The 15,602-nt window shown below is 71.7% G+C and carries 14 protein-coding genes; 13 read left to right on the forward strand and 1 reads right to left on the reverse strand.

The window, feature by feature from the left end:
- Nucleotides 1-220: 220 nt before the first annotated feature.
- From aroC to nusB, 7 genes are all read left to right on the forward strand, one after another.
- Nucleotides 221-1,405, forward strand: a complete 1,185-nt coding sequence (gene aroC / locus J7I94_RS16820) for a chorismate synthase (RefSeq protein ID WP_215167931.1) — start codon at nt 221-223, stop codon at nt 1,403-1,405.
- On the forward strand, nt 1,402-1,917 hold the full coding sequence (locus tag J7I94_RS16825; protein ID WP_215167932.1) for a shikimate kinase: 516 nt from the start codon (nt 1,402-1,404) through the stop codon (nt 1,915-1,917). Before aroC ends, J7I94_RS16825 begins: the two co-directional genes overlap by 4 nt.
- Nucleotides 1,914-3,008, forward strand: a complete 1,095-nt coding sequence (gene aroB / locus J7I94_RS16830) for a 3-dehydroquinate synthase (protein WP_215167933.1) — start codon at nt 1,914-1,916, stop codon at nt 3,006-3,008. Before J7I94_RS16825 ends, aroB begins: the two co-directional genes overlap by 4 nt.
- Nucleotides 3,009-3,252: 244 nt before the next feature.
- Entirely contained in the window at nt 3,253-4,143 is an 891-nt protein-coding gene (locus tag J7I94_RS16835; protein WP_215167934.1) for a Pro-rich N-terminal domain-containing protein, read from the forward strand.
- A 302-nt stretch (nt 4,144-4,445) separates the two neighbouring features.
- Nucleotides 4,446-5,552, forward strand: coding sequence for an aminopeptidase P family protein (locus tag J7I94_RS16840; protein ID WP_215167935.1), 1,107 nt, complete (start codon nt 4,446-4,448; stop codon nt 5,550-5,552).
- Between the two features lie 65 nt (nt 5,553-5,617).
- On the forward strand, nt 5,618-6,184 hold the full coding sequence (efp, locus tag J7I94_RS16845) for an elongation factor P (RefSeq protein ID WP_215167936.1): 567 nt from the start codon (nt 5,618-5,620) through the stop codon (nt 6,182-6,184).
- 2 nt (nt 6,185-6,186) lie between these two features.
- Nucleotides 6,187-6,615: a transcription antitermination factor NusB gene (nusB, locus tag J7I94_RS16850; RefSeq protein WP_215167937.1), complete on the forward strand. Its 429-nt coding sequence runs from the start codon at nt 6,187-6,189 to the stop codon at nt 6,613-6,615.
- A gap of 187 nt (nt 6,616-6,802) precedes the next feature.
- Here nusB and bldD read toward each other — a convergent pair whose 3' ends face one another.
- Complete coding sequence (gene bldD, locus J7I94_RS16855) at nt 6,803-7,306, reverse strand: transcriptional regulator BldD (RefSeq protein ID WP_190206437.1); 504 nt, start codon at nt 7,304-7,306, stop codon at nt 6,803-6,805.
- Nucleotides 7,307-7,614: 308 nt separating this feature from the next.
- Here bldD and pyrR point away from each other — a divergent pair, with 308 nt between their 5' ends.
- The 6 genes from pyrR (at nt 7,615) to carB (ending at nt 15,556) form a co-directional block, all read left to right on the forward strand.
- Nucleotides 7,615-8,190, forward strand: coding sequence for a bifunctional pyr operon transcriptional regulator/uracil phosphoribosyltransferase PyrR (pyrR, locus tag J7I94_RS16860; protein ID WP_215167938.1), 576 nt, complete (start codon nt 7,615-7,617; stop codon nt 8,188-8,190).
- A gap of 90 nt (nt 8,191-8,280) precedes the next feature.
- A complete protein-coding gene (locus J7I94_RS16865) occupies nt 8,281-9,252 on the forward strand; it encodes an aspartate carbamoyltransferase catalytic subunit (protein ID WP_215167939.1) in 972 nt (323 codons plus the stop codon).
- A 5-nt stretch (nt 9,253-9,257) separates the two neighbouring features.
- Nucleotides 9,258-10,544 (forward strand): dihydroorotase, encoded by a 1,287-nt coding sequence (locus J7I94_RS16870; RefSeq protein WP_215167940.1) that lies wholly within the window; start codon nt 9,258-9,260, stop codon nt 10,542-10,544.
- On the forward strand, nt 10,541-11,116 hold the full coding sequence (locus J7I94_RS16875; RefSeq protein ID WP_215167941.1) for a hypothetical protein: 576 nt from the start codon (nt 10,541-10,543) through the stop codon (nt 11,114-11,116). The genes J7I94_RS16870 and J7I94_RS16875 overlap by 4 nt, the downstream gene beginning before the upstream one ends.
- Complete coding sequence (carA, locus tag J7I94_RS16880) at nt 11,113-12,255, forward strand: glutamine-hydrolyzing carbamoyl-phosphate synthase small subunit (RefSeq protein ID WP_215167942.1); 1,143 nt, start codon at nt 11,113-11,115, stop codon at nt 12,253-12,255. Before J7I94_RS16875 ends, carA begins: the two co-directional genes overlap by 4 nt.
- A complete protein-coding gene (gene carB / locus J7I94_RS16885; protein WP_215167943.1) occupies nt 12,248-15,556 on the forward strand; it encodes a carbamoyl-phosphate synthase large subunit in 3,309 nt (1,102 codons plus the stop codon). The genes carA and carB overlap by 8 nt, the downstream gene beginning before the upstream one ends.
- The last annotated feature ends 46 nt before the right edge of the window (nt 15,557-15,602 follow it).

The raw sequence follows: 15,602 nt of genomic DNA on the forward strand, positions 1-15,602 counted from the left end.
GTCGGCGAGTGACGACAACGCCGCAGATGCGCGTGCCAGACCCCGCGTCTGCGGCGTGATCCAAACGACAGGCCCTAGGCGCCCGCGGGCGGTCCGCTGTCCGGTTGGTGGACCGCCGCCCAGGTCACATCGGGGGACATGGGAGGATTGGGAGCGGCGGATCAGGGCCGCGCACCCGGTCGCGCCGTGATGGACAGGGCGCGAACACCGAGGAGCACTGTTGAGCAGGTTGCGCTGGCTGACCGCGGGGGAGTCGCACGGCCCCGCACTCGTCGCGACGCTGGAGGGTCTTCCCGCCGGCGTGCCGATCACCACGGAGATGGTGGCGGACCACCTGGCGCGGCGGCGGCTCGGCTACGGGCGCGGCGCTCGGATGAAATTCGAGCGGGACGAGGTCACCTTCCTCGGCGGTGTCCGGCACGGCCTGACCCTGGGCTCCCCGGTCGCGATCATGGTGGGCAACACCGAGTGGCCCAAGTGGGAGCAGGTCATGGCCGGTGACCCGGTCGACCCGGAGGTCCTCGCCGGGCTCGCCCGCAACGCCCCGCTGACCCGGCCGAGGCCCGGCCACGCCGACCTGGCGGGCATGCAGAAGTACGGCTTCGACGAGGCCCGGCCGATCCTGGAGCGCGCCTCCGCGCGGGAGACCGCCGCGCGGGTCGCGCTCGGCGCGGTGGCGCGGTCGTACCTGAAGGAGACGGCCGGCATCGAGATCGTCAGCCATGTCGTCGAGCTGGCCGCCGCGAAGGCGCCCTACGGCGTGCTGCCGACGCCGGCCGATGTGGAGAAGCTGGACGCCGACCCGGTGCGCTGCCTGGACGCGGACGCCTCCAAGGCGATGGTCGAGGAGATCGACCAGGCCCACAAGGACGGCGACACTCTGGGTGGTGTCGTGGAGGTGCTGGCGTACGGGGTTCCGGTCGGCCTCGGCTCGCACGTGCACTGGGACCGGCGGCTGGACGCCCGGCTCGCCGCCGCGCTCATGGGCATCCAGGCGATCAAGGGTGTCGAGGTCGGGGACGGCTTCGGTCTGGCCCGGGTGCCCGGTTCGAAGGCGCACGACGAGATCCTCACCACCCCCGAGGGCATCAAGCGGGCGTCGGGCCGTTCCGGCGGCACCGAGGGCGGGCTGACCACGGGTGAGCTGCTGCGGGTGCGGGCGGCGATGAAGCCGATCGCGACCGTGCCGCGCGCCCTGAAGACCGTGGACGTCGCCACCGGCGAGGAAGCCGCCGCCCACCACCAGCGCTCCGACGTCTGTGCCGTCCCGGCGGCCGGCATCGTCGCCGAGGCCATGGTCGCGCTGGTCCTGGCGGACGCGGTGGCGGAGAAGTTCGGCGGCGACAGCGTGCCCGAGACCCGGCGCAACGTCACCTCGTTCCTCGACGCCCTGGCCATCCGATGAGCGCACCGCTGCTCGTCCTGGTCGGCCCGATGGGGGTCGGCAAGTCCACCGTCGGCGCGCTGCTCGCCGAGCGGCTCGGGACCGGCTACCGCGACACCGACGAGGACATCGTCGCCGCCGAGGGCCGCGCCATCGCCGAGATCTTCGTGGACGAGGGCGAGGCCGCCTTCCGGGCCATCGAGAAGGCGGCCGTGCGGCGGGCGCTCGCCGAGCACGACGGCGTCCTGGCCCTGGGCGGCGGCGCGATCCTGGACGAGGAGACGCGCGCGCTGCTCGCCGGGCACCGGGTGGTCTACCTCTCGATGGACGTCGAGGAAGCGGTCAAGCGTACCGGCCTCAACGCGGCCCGGCCGCTGCTCGCGGTCAACCCGCGCAAGCAGTGGCGCGAGCTGATGGAGGCCCGGCGGCACCTGTACGAGAGCGTCGCCGTGGCCGCCGTACCGACCGACGGCCGCACTCCCGAAGAGGTCGCCGAAGCCGCCCTGGACGCACTGGAGTTGAAGGAAGCATGAGCAGCGAGGCAGTCACCCGCATCCAGATCGGCGCCACCGCGGGCAGCGAGGCCTACGAGGTCCTGGTGGGCCGGCAGCTCCTGGACGAGCTGCCCGGTCTCGTCGGGCCCAAGGCCAAGCGCGTCGCCGTCATCCACCCCGAGGCGCTCGCCGAGACGGGCGACGCGCTGCGCGCCGACCTCGCCGGGCAGGGCTACGACGCGATCGCCATCCAGGTGCCCAACGCGGAGGAGGCCAAGACCGCCGAGGTCGCCGCCTACTGCTGGAAGGCGCTCGGCCAGTCCGGGTTCACCCGCACCGACGTCATCGTCGGCGTGGGCGGCGGCGCCACCACGGACGTGGCCGGGTTCGTCGCCGCGACCTGGCTGCGCGGCGTGCGCTGGATCGCCGTACCGACCACCGTGCTGGCCATGGTCGACGCGGCCGTCGGCGGCAAGACCGGCATCAACACCGCCGAGGGCAAGAACCTCGTCGGCGCCTTCCACCCGCCCGCCGGGGTCCTCTGCGACCTCGCCGCGCTGGACTCCCTCCCGGTCAACGACTACGTCTCCGGGCTCGCCGAGATCATCAAGGCCGGCTTCATCGCCGACCCGGCGATCCTCGACCTCATCGAGTCCGACCCCGAGGCCGCCCGCACCCCGGCAGGACCGCACACCGCCGAGCTGATCGAGCGGGCCGTCCGGGTCAAGGCCGAGGTCGTCTCCTCCGACCTGAAGGAGGCGGGCCGCCGGGAGATCCTCAACTACGGCCACACCCTCGGCCACGCCATCGAGAAGAACGAGCGCTACAAGTGGCGGCACGGCGCCGCCGTCGCGGTCGGCATGCACTTCGCCGCCGAACTGGGCCGCCTCGCCGGCCGCCTGGACGACGCCACCGCCGACCGCCACCGCAGCATCCTCGAAGCCGTGGGGCTGCCGCTGCACTACCGGCACGACCAGTGGCCCAAGCTGGTGGAGAACATGAAGCTCGACAAGAAGTCCCGCGGCGACCTGCTGCGCTTCATCGTCCTGGACGGCCTGGCCAAGCCCACCGTCCTGGAAGGCCCCGACCCCGCCGTCCTCCTCGCCGCCTACGGCGAAGTGGGGCAGTAGGTACCACCGCGCACCATCTGCCCGATTCGCCCCGCGCGCCGGGCACTTGGGGCCGCCCCCGGCCGTTCACCAAACGACGGCCGGGGGCGGTACCGTTCTGCGACAGAGGCGGGGCCGGCCCCGCTGTCAGCGCCCATCGCCCGCGGTGAGTGAGCCGATGGGGGCGCGCCGGTGCCGACCTCCGGCACCGGCCGCAGCGCCCCGGCGGCGGACCGAGCCCGAGAACGAGACGGAGTGGCACCGGATGCAGCACGCAGTGGGTTCTCCGCTGCCGCCGCCCCACCAGCCGGGGCACGGACCGGCCGCCGGCTGGTCACCGGCCGCACATCACCCGGAACCGCCCCCGGGAGCGCACCGGGCGTCCGCCCCCGTACCACCGCCCCCGGCACCCGGCTACCCGGGCCCGCCCCCGGCGACCCCGCCGGTCCCGCCGCACGCGCCGCCACCCCAGCACGCTCCCATCGCGCGGCACATCCCGCCCCCGCCGGAGACCACAGGGCACGTCCCGCTGCCCCCGGGTCCGCCCGTGGCCGCGTCCAGCGTGCCGCCTGTCCCCAACGCCGCCTCCGACCCGGCGACCAGCGTCCTCGCCGTACTGCTGATCGGCCCGGCCGGCGCAGGCAAGACCAGCGTCGCCAAGTACTGGGCGGACCACCGCCGGGTGCCCACCGCCCACATCAGCCTCGACGACGTGCGTGAGTGGGTCCGCTCGGGCTTCGCCGACCCGCAGTCCGGGTGGAACGACCACTCCGAGGCGCAGTACCGCCTGGCCCGCCGCACCTGTGGCTTCGCCGCGCGCAACTTCCTGGCCAACGGCATCTCCTGCATCCTCGACGACGCCGTCTTCCCCGACCGCCCGGTCGTCGGCCTCGGCGGCTGGAAACGGCACGTCGGGCCCGGCCTGCTCCCCGTCGTCCTGCTGCCCGGCCTGGACGTCGTCCTGGAGCGCAACGCCGAGCGGGCGGGCAACCGCCGCCTCACCGACGAGGAGGTCGCCCGCATCCACGGCCGGATGGCCGGCTGGTACGGCTCCGGTCTGCCGATCATCGACAACTCCCAGATCGACGTCCCCGAGACGGCCCGCGTCCTGGACGACGTACTGACCCGCTCGATCGCGAGCCCGCCGAGCTGGTGACGCAGGGGGCGCCCTCACGGAAGGGGCGCGGGGAACCGCGCACCGGCCCCCGCCGGTGGGCAGTCGACGAACCATACGTCGGCCGAAGAGGAGCCCGCAGACCTGCCGACGCGGAGAGCCGTCCCCGGCCGAAGGGGCGCGAGGCTGTATCACTGTGCGGCTCCGCCGCGTGGGCGCGCCCAGCCCCCACCGGCCGGCACGCCACACCCGCCCGTCCCCTCCCTCTGGGCGGCGGGCGCCCCCACCGCCCACTCGGCCTCTCCTGAGCGGCGCCCCCCGAGCGGAGCTCTTACGCTCGGCTCATGTCAGAGGTGTACGCGGCCCGCCGGACGCGCCTACGTGAACGCTGCAATGCGGGCGGCAGCGCGGCGGCGCTGGTCTCCCGGCCCGCCAACGTGCGCTATCTCGCCGGTGCCGCCCCGCGCGGTGCCGTCCTGCTGCTGGGTGCCACCGAGGACCTGCTGCTGTGCGGCGAGCCCCCGGACGACCGTGCCACCGACGGACGACCCGACGAGACCCTGCGGCTCCGGGTCCTGCCCGGTGCCGGCGCCGACACCGCCGTCGCCGCCGGCGGCCTCGCCGTGACCCAGGGCGCCGACTCCCTCGCCGTGGAGGAGCACCACCTCACCGTGGCCCGGCACCGCGCCATCGGCTCCGTCGCTCCCCGGCTCCGCCTGGCCGACCTGGGCCAGGCCGTCGAACAGCTGAGGGTGGTCAAGGACGAGGAGGAGATCTCCTGCCTGCGCATCGGCGCCGAGATCGCCGACCAGGCCCTCGGCGAGCTGCTCGAATCCATCCTCGTCGGCCGCACCGAGCGGCACCTCGCCCTGGAACTGGAACGCCGCCTCGTCGACCACGGCGCCGACGGCCCGGCCTTCCCCACCTCGGTGGGGACCGGCCCGAACTCCGGGCGGCCCGGTCACCGGCCCACCGACCGGCGGGTGGAGGAGGGCGACTTCCTCTCCGTCTGCCTCGGCGCCACCTACCGCGGCTACCGCTGCGAGATCGGCCGTACGTTCGTCATCGGCACCTCGCCCGCCGACTGGCAGATCGAGCTGTACGACCTCGTCTTCGCCGCGCAGCGGGCCGGCCGAGAGGCCCTGGTGCCCGGCGCCGCCCACCGTGACGTGGACCGCGCCGCCCGCCAGGTACTGGACTCCGCCGGGTACACGGAGAACCTCCCCGTGCGTACCGGACACGGCGTCGGACTCGAAATCGACGAGGACCCTCAATTGACCCCGGCGGCCATGGGTAAACTGGACGCTTGTGTGCCGGTCACCGTCGAACCGGGGGTCCACCTCCCCGGCCGGGGCGGTGTCCGGATCGATGACACGCTCGTCGTACGCCCCGAGGCGGACGGCGGACCCGAGCTACTCACCATCACGACCAAGGAGCTGCTCGCGCTCTAGCCTCGCGCTGTGCGCTTGCCCCGGGGTCGTCCACGTCACAGTCCAGTCCAGGAGATTCCGCAACCGTGGCTTCCACGAACGACCTCAAGAACGGCCTGGTGCTCAAGCTCGAAGGCGGCCAGCTCTGGTCCGTCGTCGAGTTCCAGCACGTCAAGCCCGGCAAGGGCCCGGCCTTCGTGCGCACCAAGCTCAAGAACGTGCTTTCCGGCAAGGTCGTCGACAAGACCTTCAACGCCGGTGTCAAGGTCGAGACGGCCACTGTCGACAAGCGCGACATGCAGTTCTCGTACATGGACGGCGACTACTTCGTCTTCATGGACATGGAGACCTACGACCAGCTCCACATCGACCGCAAGGTCGTCGGTGACGCCGCCAACTTCCTCATCGAGGGCTTCGAGGCCACCGTCGCCCAGCACGAGGGCGAGGTGCTCTTCGTCGAGCTGCCCGCCGCCGTCGAGCTGACCGTCCAGGAGACCGAGCCCGGCGTCCAGGGCGACCGCTCCACCGGCGGCACCAAGCCCGCCACCCTGGAGACCGGCCACCAGATCCAGGTCCCGCTCTTCATCACCACCGGTGAGAAGATCAAGGTCGACACCCGCAGCAGCGACTACCTCGGCCGGGTGAACAGCTAACCGTGGCCGCCCGCAACACGGCCCGCAAGCGCGCCTTCCAGATCCTCTTCGAGGGCGACCAGCGCGGCGCCGACGTCCTGACCGTCCTCGCGGACTGGGTACGGCACTCCCGGTCCGACACCCGGCAGCCGCCGGTGAGCGAGTACACGATGGAGCTGGTCGAGGGGTACGCGGAGCACGCGACGCGTATCGACGAGCTGATCGCCCAGTACGCGGTGGGCTGGACGCTCGACCGCATGCCGGTGGTCGACCGCAACATCCTGCGCCTCGGCGCGTACGAGCTGATCTGGGTCGACGGGACGCCGGACGCCGTCGTGCTCGACGAGGCGGTGCAGCTGGCGAAGGAGTTCTCGACCGACGAGTCGCCGTCGTTCGTCAACGGGCTGCTGGGCCGGCTCAAGGAGCTGAAGCCGACGCTGCGGAGAGCCTGACCGGCAAGGGGCGCCGCGGGGCTGCGGCATTCGAGTGACGTGCGGGCGGTACGTGGTTGCTCGCGCAGTTCCCCGCGCCCCTGGGAAGTCGCCCTCACCGGCGTGGCCTCGCACATGCCGCCGGGGTGGCCGGAACCGACTGGTTCCGGCCACCCCGGCGGCACGTTTCTGCTGGTACGGGCGGTGCTCAGACTTCCTCGTGGGACGCCACCGCGCGGCGTGCGTCCGCGTCCAGGACACCCCAGCTGATCAGCTGCTCGGTGAGGACCGAGGGCGACTGGTCGTAGATCACGGCCAGTGTGCGCAGGTCGTCCTGGCGGATCGAGAGCACCTTGCCGTTGTAGTCACCGCGCTGGGACTGGATCGTCGCCGCGTAGCGCTGGAGGGGGCCCGCCTTCTCGGCCGGCACCGTGGCCAGCCGCTCCAGGTCCAGGACCAGCTTCGGCGGCGGCTCGGCGGCACCGCCGGGCGTGGTGCCCGGAAGCAGTTCCTGCACCGGAACGCCGTAGAAGTCCGCCAGCTCGGCGAGGCGCTGCACGGTCACGGCACGGTCGCCGCGCTCGTACGAACCGACCACGACGGCCTTCCAGCGGCCCTGGGACTTCTCCTCGACACCGTGGAGGGAAAGGCCCTGCTGGGTGCGGATGGCGCGGAGCTTGGCCCCGAGCTGTTTGGCGTATTCGCTGGACATATGGCTCCCCGGACACTGTGTCGACGCGACGGGCTCGGTTTCCTGCCGCGCGGCTGGTAACTCACTGTGAGGTTACGCAGCGTTACTCTGCCGCGTCAAGCCGAACGGTCCGCGTCGACTCTTCCGGGCCGATGGCGACACGTTAGGCCATCCGAGTGACTGAGGTACTCCGATGGGATGACAGAGGCGCGATCGGGGTGGCGATGGGGTGCGGTGAGGGTGCCAGTCGGCACCTGCTACCGTGGATGGCGCAAATCCGACGTCCTTTAAGGTCCGTCCCGTGAGGCGGAGAAGGAGGTCCGTTTCCCATGGACAAGCAGGACACCCAGCCCGGTTCACCGTCCGACGCGCGGCCCGTGCTGGAAGGCCCCGACATCGCGCGGGTGCTGACCCGTATCGCCCACGAGATCGTCGAACGCGCCAAGGGCGCCGACGACGTGGTGCTCCTCGGCATCCCGACCCGGGGCGTCTTCCTCGCCCGCCGGCTCGCCGCGAAGCTGGAGCAGATCACCGAGCGCAAGGTCCCCTGCGGCTCGCTCGACATCACCATGTACCGCGACGACCTGCGCATGCACCCGCCGCGTGCGCTGGCCCGCACGGAGATCCCCGGGGACGGCCTCGACGGCCGCCTCGTCGTCCTCGTCGACGACGTCCTCTTCTCCGGCCGCACCATCCGCGCCGCCCTCGACGCCCTGAACGACATCGGCCGGCCCCGCGCGGTCCAGCTCGCCGTCCTCGTCGACCGCGGCCACCGCGAACTCCCGATCCGCGCCGACTACGTCGGCAAGAACCTCCCCACGTCGCTGCGGGAGACGGTCAAGGTCCTGCTCGCCGAGGAGGACGGTCGCGACACCGTGCTGCTCGGCGCCAAGACCGACCGGTAGCACCTCGGGCGCCGGGCCGCTTCGGCGTGCCCACGCATGCGCCGAGCTGCCCGAAACCTCCCGAATGAACTGCCTTACGGAGCCTGACAGATGCAGCGTCATCTCATCTCGGCCGCCGACCTCACCCGCGACGACGCCGTCCTGATCCTCGACACCGCCGAGGAGATGGCCCGGGTCGCCGACCGGCCGATCAAGAAACTGCCCACCCTGCGCGGCCGTACCGTCGTCAACCTCTTCTTCGAGGACTCCACCCGGACCCGGATCTCCTTCGAGGCGGCCGAGAAGCGGCTGTCCGCGGACGTCATCAACTTCACCGCCAAGGGCTCCAGCGTCTCCAAGGGCGAGTCCCTGAAGGACACCGCCCAGACCCTGGAGGCCATGGGCGTCGACGCGGTCGTCATCCGGCACGGCGCCTCCGGAGCCCCGTACCGGCTGGCCACCTCCGGCTGGATCGACGCCCATGTGATCAACGCCGGGGACGGCACCCACCAGCACCCCACCCAGGCCCTGCTGGACGCGTTCACCATGCGCCGCCGGCTGGTCGGCCGGGACGCCGGGCTCGGCAAGGACCTCGACGGGCGGCGCGTCACCCTCGTCGGCGACGTCCTGCACAGCCGCGTCGCCCGCTCCAACGTCGACCTGCTGCACACCCTCGGCGCCCAGGTCACCCTGGTCGCCCCGCCCACCCTGCTGCCGGTCGGCGTCGAGACCTGGCCCTGCGAGGTCTCCTACGACCTCGACTCCAGGCTCACCGAGTCCGACGCCGTGATGATGCTGCGCGTGCAGCGCGAGCGGATGAACGCCGCGTTCTTCCCGACCGAGCGCGAGTACTCCCGCCGCTACGGCCTCGACGGCGACCGCATGGCGAAGATGCCCGGGCACGCCATCGTGATGCACCCCGGGCCGATGGTCCGCGGCATGGAGATCACCGCCGAGGTCGCCGACTCCGACCGCTGCACCGTCGTCGAGCAGGTCGCCAACGGCGTCTCCATCCGCATGGCCGTGCTGTACCTGCTGCTCGGCGGCAACGAGCCCGCCCAGACCCGCACTGAGGAGAAGTAAGACCCATGAGCAAGATCCTGATCCGTGGTGCGAAGGTGCTCGGCGGCGAGCAGCGGGACGTACTGATCGACGGCGAGACCATCGAGGCGGTGGGCCAGGGCCTGACCGCCGAGGGCGCGGAGGTCGTGGAGGCGGCGGGCAAGGTGCTGCTGCCCGGCCTGGTCGACCTGCACACCCATCTGCGCGAGCCCGGCCGTGAGGACTCCGAGACGGTCCTGACCGGCACCCGCGCGGCGGCGTCCGGCGGCTACACCACCGTGTTCGCCATGGCCAACACCTTCCCGGTCGCCGACACGGCGGGCGTGGTCGAGCAGGTCTGGCGGCTCGGCACCGAGTCCGGCTACTGCGACGTGCGGCCCATCGGCGCCGTCACCGTCGGCCTGGAGGGCGCCAAGCTCGCCGAACTGGGCGCCATGCACGAGTCCGCGGCCGGCGTCACCGTCTTCTCCGACGACGGCAAGTGCGTGCACGACGCGGTGATCATGCGGCGCGCCCTGGAGTACGTGAAGGCGTTCGACGGCGTCGTCGCCCAGCACGCGCAGGAGCCGCGCCTCACCGAGGGCGCCCAGATGAACGAGGGCGTCGTCTCCGCCGAGCTGGGGCTCGGCGGCTGGCCGGCGGTGGCCGAAGAATCGATCATCGCCCGGGATGTCCTGCTCGCCGAGCACGTCGGCTCCCGCGTCCACATCTGCCACCTGTCGACCGCCGGGTCCGTCGAGATCGTCCGCTGGGCCAAGTCCCGGGGCATCCAGGTCACCGCCGAGGTCACCCCGCACCACCTGCTTCTCACCGACGAGCTGGTCCGGTCCTACAACCCGGTCTACAAGGTGAACCCGCCGCTGCGCACCGAGCGTGACGTCATGGCGCTGCGCGAGGCGTTGGCGGACGGCACGATCGACATCGTCGCCACCGACCACGCCCCGCACCCGCACGAGGACAAGGACTGCGAGTGGGCCGCCGCCGCCATGGGCATGGTCGGCCTGGAGACCGCGTTGTCAGTGGTCCAGGAGACCATGGTGGACACGGGTCTGCTGGACTGGGCCGGCGTCGCCGACCGGATGTCCGTCAAGCCCGCGCAGATCGGACAGGCAGCCGGCCAGGGCCGCCCCGTCTCGGCAGGTGAGCCCGCCAACCTCACCCTCGTCGACACGGAATACCGTGGCCGGGTGGACCCCGCGGGCTTCGCCTCGCGCAGCCGCAACACCCCCTACGAGGGGCGCGAGCTGCCGGGCCGTGTGACGCACACGTGGCTGCGGGGCAAGGCCACGCTCGTCGACGGGAAGCTCACGTGACACCTGTAATCCTGCTGGCCGCCGAGAAGCAATCGGCGGAAGTGACCGACTGGGCCGCCCGCATCGGCTGGGTCGTCGGCCTCGCCCTGTTCGTCGCGCTCGTCTACTGGCTGATGCGCGAGGGCTGGAAATGGCGCGGCACCCTCCAGGGGGACCTCCCGGAGCTGCCCGCCGCGCCGGAGGACCCCGGCCCGGCGACACTGGCTGTGCTGTCGATGAGCGGCCGCTACCACGGCTCCACCACCGCCGGTCAGTGGCTGGACCGCATCGTGGCCCGCGGCCTGGGCACCCGTAGCCGGGCCGTGCTGACGCTGACGGACGCGGGAGTCGACGTCGTACGCCCCGGCGCCACCGACTTCTTCGTCCCGGCCGCCGCCCTGCGCGAGGCCCGGCTCGACAAGGGCATCGCCGGCAAGGTCCTCACCGAGGGCGGACTGCTGGTCCTGACCTGGGAACACGGCGGCAAACTGATCGACTCCGGCTTCCGCTCCGACCACGCGGCCGAGCACAACGAGTGGGTCGACACCCTGAACGACATGATCAACAAGAGGGAAACGGAAGGCGCGCGATGACGACCTCCATAAGGGGAGCCGGCAAGACTCCCGCAGTACTCGTCCTGGAGGACGGCCGGGTCTTCCGCGGCCGCGCCTACGGGGCCGTGGGGGAGACCTTCGGCGAGGCCGTCTTCTCCACCGGCATGACCGGCTACCAGGAGACCCTGACCGACCCGTCGTACGCCCGGCAGATCGTCGTGGCGACCGCCCCGCAGATCGGCAACACCGGCTGGAACGACGAGGACGACGAGTCCCGGCGCGTCTGGGTCTCCGGCTACGTCGTGCGCGACCCCGCGCGCGTGCCGTCCAACTGGCGCTCCCGGCGCTCCCTGGACGACGAGCTGACCCGCCAGGGCATCGTCGGCATCTCCGGCATCGACACCCGCGCCCTCACCCGCCACCTGCGCGAGCGCGGCTCCATGCGGGCCGGCGTCTTCTCCGGCGACGCCCTCGCCGACGACGCCGCGCTCCTCGCGCGCGTGCAGGAGCAGCCGCAGATGAAGGGCGCGAGCCTCTTCGAGGAGGTCGCCACCCAGGAGGCGTACGTCGTCCCCGCGATCGGCGAGAAGAAGTTCACCGTCGCCGCGATCGACCTCGGCATCAAGGGCATGACCCCGCACCGCATGGCCGAGCGCGGCATCGAGGTGCACGTCCTGCCGGCCACCGCGACCGTCGAGGACGTCTACGCGGTCGAGCCGGACGGCGTGTTCTTCTCCAACGGCCCCGGCGACCCCGCCGCCGCCGACCACCCGGTCGCCCTCATGCGGGGCGTCCTGGAGCGCGGTACCCCGCTGTTCGGCATCTGCTTCGGCAACCAGATCCTCGGCCGCGCGCTCGGCTTCGGCACCTTCAAGCTGAAGTACGGCCACCGCGGCATCAACCAGCCGGTGCAGGACCGTACGACCGGCAAGGTCGAGGTCACCGCGCACAACCACGGCTTCGCCGTCGACGCTCCGCTCGACAAGGTCTCCGACACCCCCTACGGCCGCGCCGAGGTCTCCCACGTCTGCCTCAACGACAACGTGGTGGAGGGGCTCCAGCTCCTCGACCGGCCGGCCTTCAGCGTCCAGTACCACCCGGAAGCGGCCGCGGGTCCCCACGACGCCGCCTACCTGTTCGACCGCTTCGTTTCTCTGATGGAGGGCCAGCGTGCCTAAGCGCTCCGATATCCAGTCCGTCCTGGTCATCGGCTCCGGCCCGATCGTCATCGGCCAGGCCGCCGAGTTCGACTACTCCGGCACCCAGGCGTGCCGCGTGCTCAAGGCCGAGGGCCTGCGCGTCGTCCTGGTGAACTCCAACCCGGCGACGATCATGACCGACCCGGAGATCGCCGACGCCACCTACGTCGAGCCGATCACCCCCGAGTTCGTCGAGAAGATCATCGCCAAGGAGCGCCCCGACGCCCTGCTGCCCACCCTGGGCGGCCAGACGGCCCTGAACACCGCGATCTCCCTGCACGGCAACGGCGTGCTGGAGAAGTACGGCGTCGAGCTGATCGGCGCCAACGTCGAGGCGATCAACAAGGGCGAGGACCGCGACCTGTTCAAGGAGGTCGTCGAGGAGGTCCGCAAGAAGATCGGCCACGGCGAGTCCGCCCGCTCCTACATCTGCCACTCCATGGAGGACGTCCTCAACGGCGTCGAGGCGCTCGGCGGCTACCCCGTCGTCGTCCGCCCCTCCTTCACCATGGGCGGCGCCGGCTCCGGCTTCGCCCACGACGAGGAGGAGCTGCGCCGCATCGCCGGGCAGGGCCTCACGCTCTCCCCGACCACCGAGGTGCTCCTGGAGGAGTCCATCCTCGGCTGGAAGGAGTACGAGCTGGAGCTGATGCGCGACAAGCACGACAACGTCGTGGTCGTCTGCTCCATCGAGAACTTCGACCCCATGGGCGTGCACACCGGCGACTCGATCACCGTCGCGCCCGCCATGACGCTCACCGACCGCGAGTACCAGGTGCTGCGCGACGTCGGCATCGCCATCATCCGCGAGGTCGGCGTCGACACCGGCGGCTGCAACATCCAGTTCGCGGTCAACCCCGAGGACGGCCGGGTCATCGTCATCGAGATGAACCCGCGCGTGTCGCGCTCCTCCGCGCTCGCCTCCAAGGCGACCGGCTTCCCGATCGCCAAGATCGCCGCCAAGCTGGCCGTCGGCTACACGCTGGACGAGATCCCCAACGACATCACGCAGGAGACCCCGGCCTCCTTCGAGCCGACCCTCGACTACGTGGTCGTCAAGGCGCCGCGGTTCGCCTTCGAGAAGTTCCCGAGCGCCGACTCGACGCTGACCACGACCATGAAGTCGGTCGGCGAGGCCATGGCCATCGGCCGGAACTTCCCCGAGGCGTTCCAGAAGGCGCTGCGCTCCCTGGAGAAGAAGGGCAGCCAGTTCACCTTCGTCGGTGACCCCGGCGACAAGCAGCAGCTGCTGGAGGCGTCGGTCCGGCCCACCGACGGCCGGATCAACACCGTCATGCGGGCCATCCGCGCGGGCGCCACCCCCGAGGAGATCTTCGACTACACGAAGATCGACCCCTGGTTCGTCGACCAGCTCTTCCTCATCAAGGAGATCGCCGACGAGATCGCCGCCGCCCCCGGGCTGACCGCCGACCTGTTCGCCGAGGCGAAGCGGCACGGCTTCTCCGACCAGCAGATCGCCGAGATCCGCGGCCTGCGCGAGGACGTCGTCCGCGAGGTGCGGCACGCGCTCGGCGTCCGCCCGGTCTACAAGACGGTCGACACCTGCGCCGCCGAGTTCGCCGCCAGGACGCCGTACTTCTACTCCTCCTACGACGAGGAGTCCGAGGTCGCGCCGCGCGACAAGCCGGCCGTCATCATCCTGGGCTCCGGCCCGAACCGCATCGGCCAGGGCATCGAGTTCGACTACTCCTGCGTCCACGCCTCCTTCGCGCTGAGCGACGCCGGGTACGAGACCGTGATGGTCAACTGCAACCCGGAGACCGTCTCCACCGACTACGACACCTCCGACCGGCTCTACTTCGAGCCGCTCACCCTGGAGGACGTCCTGGAGATCGTCCACGCCGAGCAGCAGGCCGGACCGGTCGCCGGCGTCGTCGTCCAGCTCGGCGGCCAGACCCCGCTGGGCCTGTCCCAGGCGCTCAAGGACAACGGCGTACCGATCGTCGGCACCCCGCCCGAGGCGATCCACGCCGCCGAGGACCGCGGCGCCTTCGGCCGCGTCCTCGCCGAGGCAGGCCTGCCCGCCCCCAAGCACGGCACCGCCACCACCTTCACCGGCGCCAAGGCCATCGCCGACGAGATCGGCTACCCGGTCCTGGTCCGCCCCTCCTACGTCCTCGGCGGACGCGGCATGGAGATCGTCTACGACGAGACCCGGCTGGAGTCCTACATCGCCGAGTCGACCGAGATCAGCCCGTCCCGCCCGGTCCTGGTCGACCGCTTCCTGGACGACGCGATCGAGATCGACGTCGACGCGCTGTACGACGGCGAGGAGCTGTACCTCGGCGGCGTCATGGAGCACATCGAGGAAGCCGGCATCCACTCCGGCGACTCGGCGTGCGCCCTGCCCCCGATCACGCTGGGCGGCTTCGACATCAAGCGGCTGCGCGCCTCCACCGAGGGCATCGCCGCGGGCGTCGGCGTGCGCGGCCTGATCAACATCCAGTTCGCGCTGGCCGGGGACATCCTCTACGTCCTGGAGGCCAACCCGCGCGCCTCGCGCACCGTGCCCTTCACCTCGAAGGCGACCGCGGTACCGCTGGCCAAGGCCGCCGCCCGCATCTCGCTCGGCGCCACCATCGCCGAGCTGCGCGCCGAGGGCCTGCTCCCGGCCACCGGCGACGGCGGCGAGCTGCCGCTGGACGCGCCGATCTCCGTCAAGGAGGCCGTGATGCCGTGGTCCCGCTTCCGGGACATCCACGGCCGCGGCGTCGACACCGTCCTCGGCCCGGAGATGCGCTCCACCGGCGAGGTCATGGGCATCGACTCCGTCTTCGGCACGGCGTACGCCAAGTCGCAGGCGGGCGCCTACGGGCCGCTGCCCACCAAGGGCCGCGCCTTCATCTCGGTCGCCAACCGCGACAAGCGCTCGATGATCTTCCCGGCCCGCGAGCTGGTCGCCCACGGCTTCGAACTGCTCGCCACCTCCGGCACCGCCGAGGTCCTGCGCCGCAACGGCATCGGCGCCACCGTGGTCCGCAAGCAGTCCGAGGGCACCGGCCCCAACGGCGAGAAGACCATCGTCCAGCTCATCCACGACGGCGAGGTCGACCTCATCGTCAACACCCCGTACGGCACCGGCGGCCGCCTCGACGGCTACGACATCCGTACGGCGGCGGTGGCGCGGTCCGTGCCCTGCCTGACGACCGTCCAGGCGCTCGCCGCCGCGGTCCAGGGCATCGACGCCCTCAACCACGGAGACGTGGGCGTCCGATCACTCCAGGAACACGCGGAATTCCTGACCGCGGCCCGCGACTAGCAGCCCCGAGGGGGACACCGGAAACGGTGTCCCCCTCTTCATGAGG

Source organism: Streptomyces sp. ISL-12 (assembly GCF_018614415.1).
Taxonomy (GTDB): domain Bacteria; phylum Actinomycetota; class Actinomycetes; order Streptomycetales; family Streptomycetaceae; genus Streptomyces.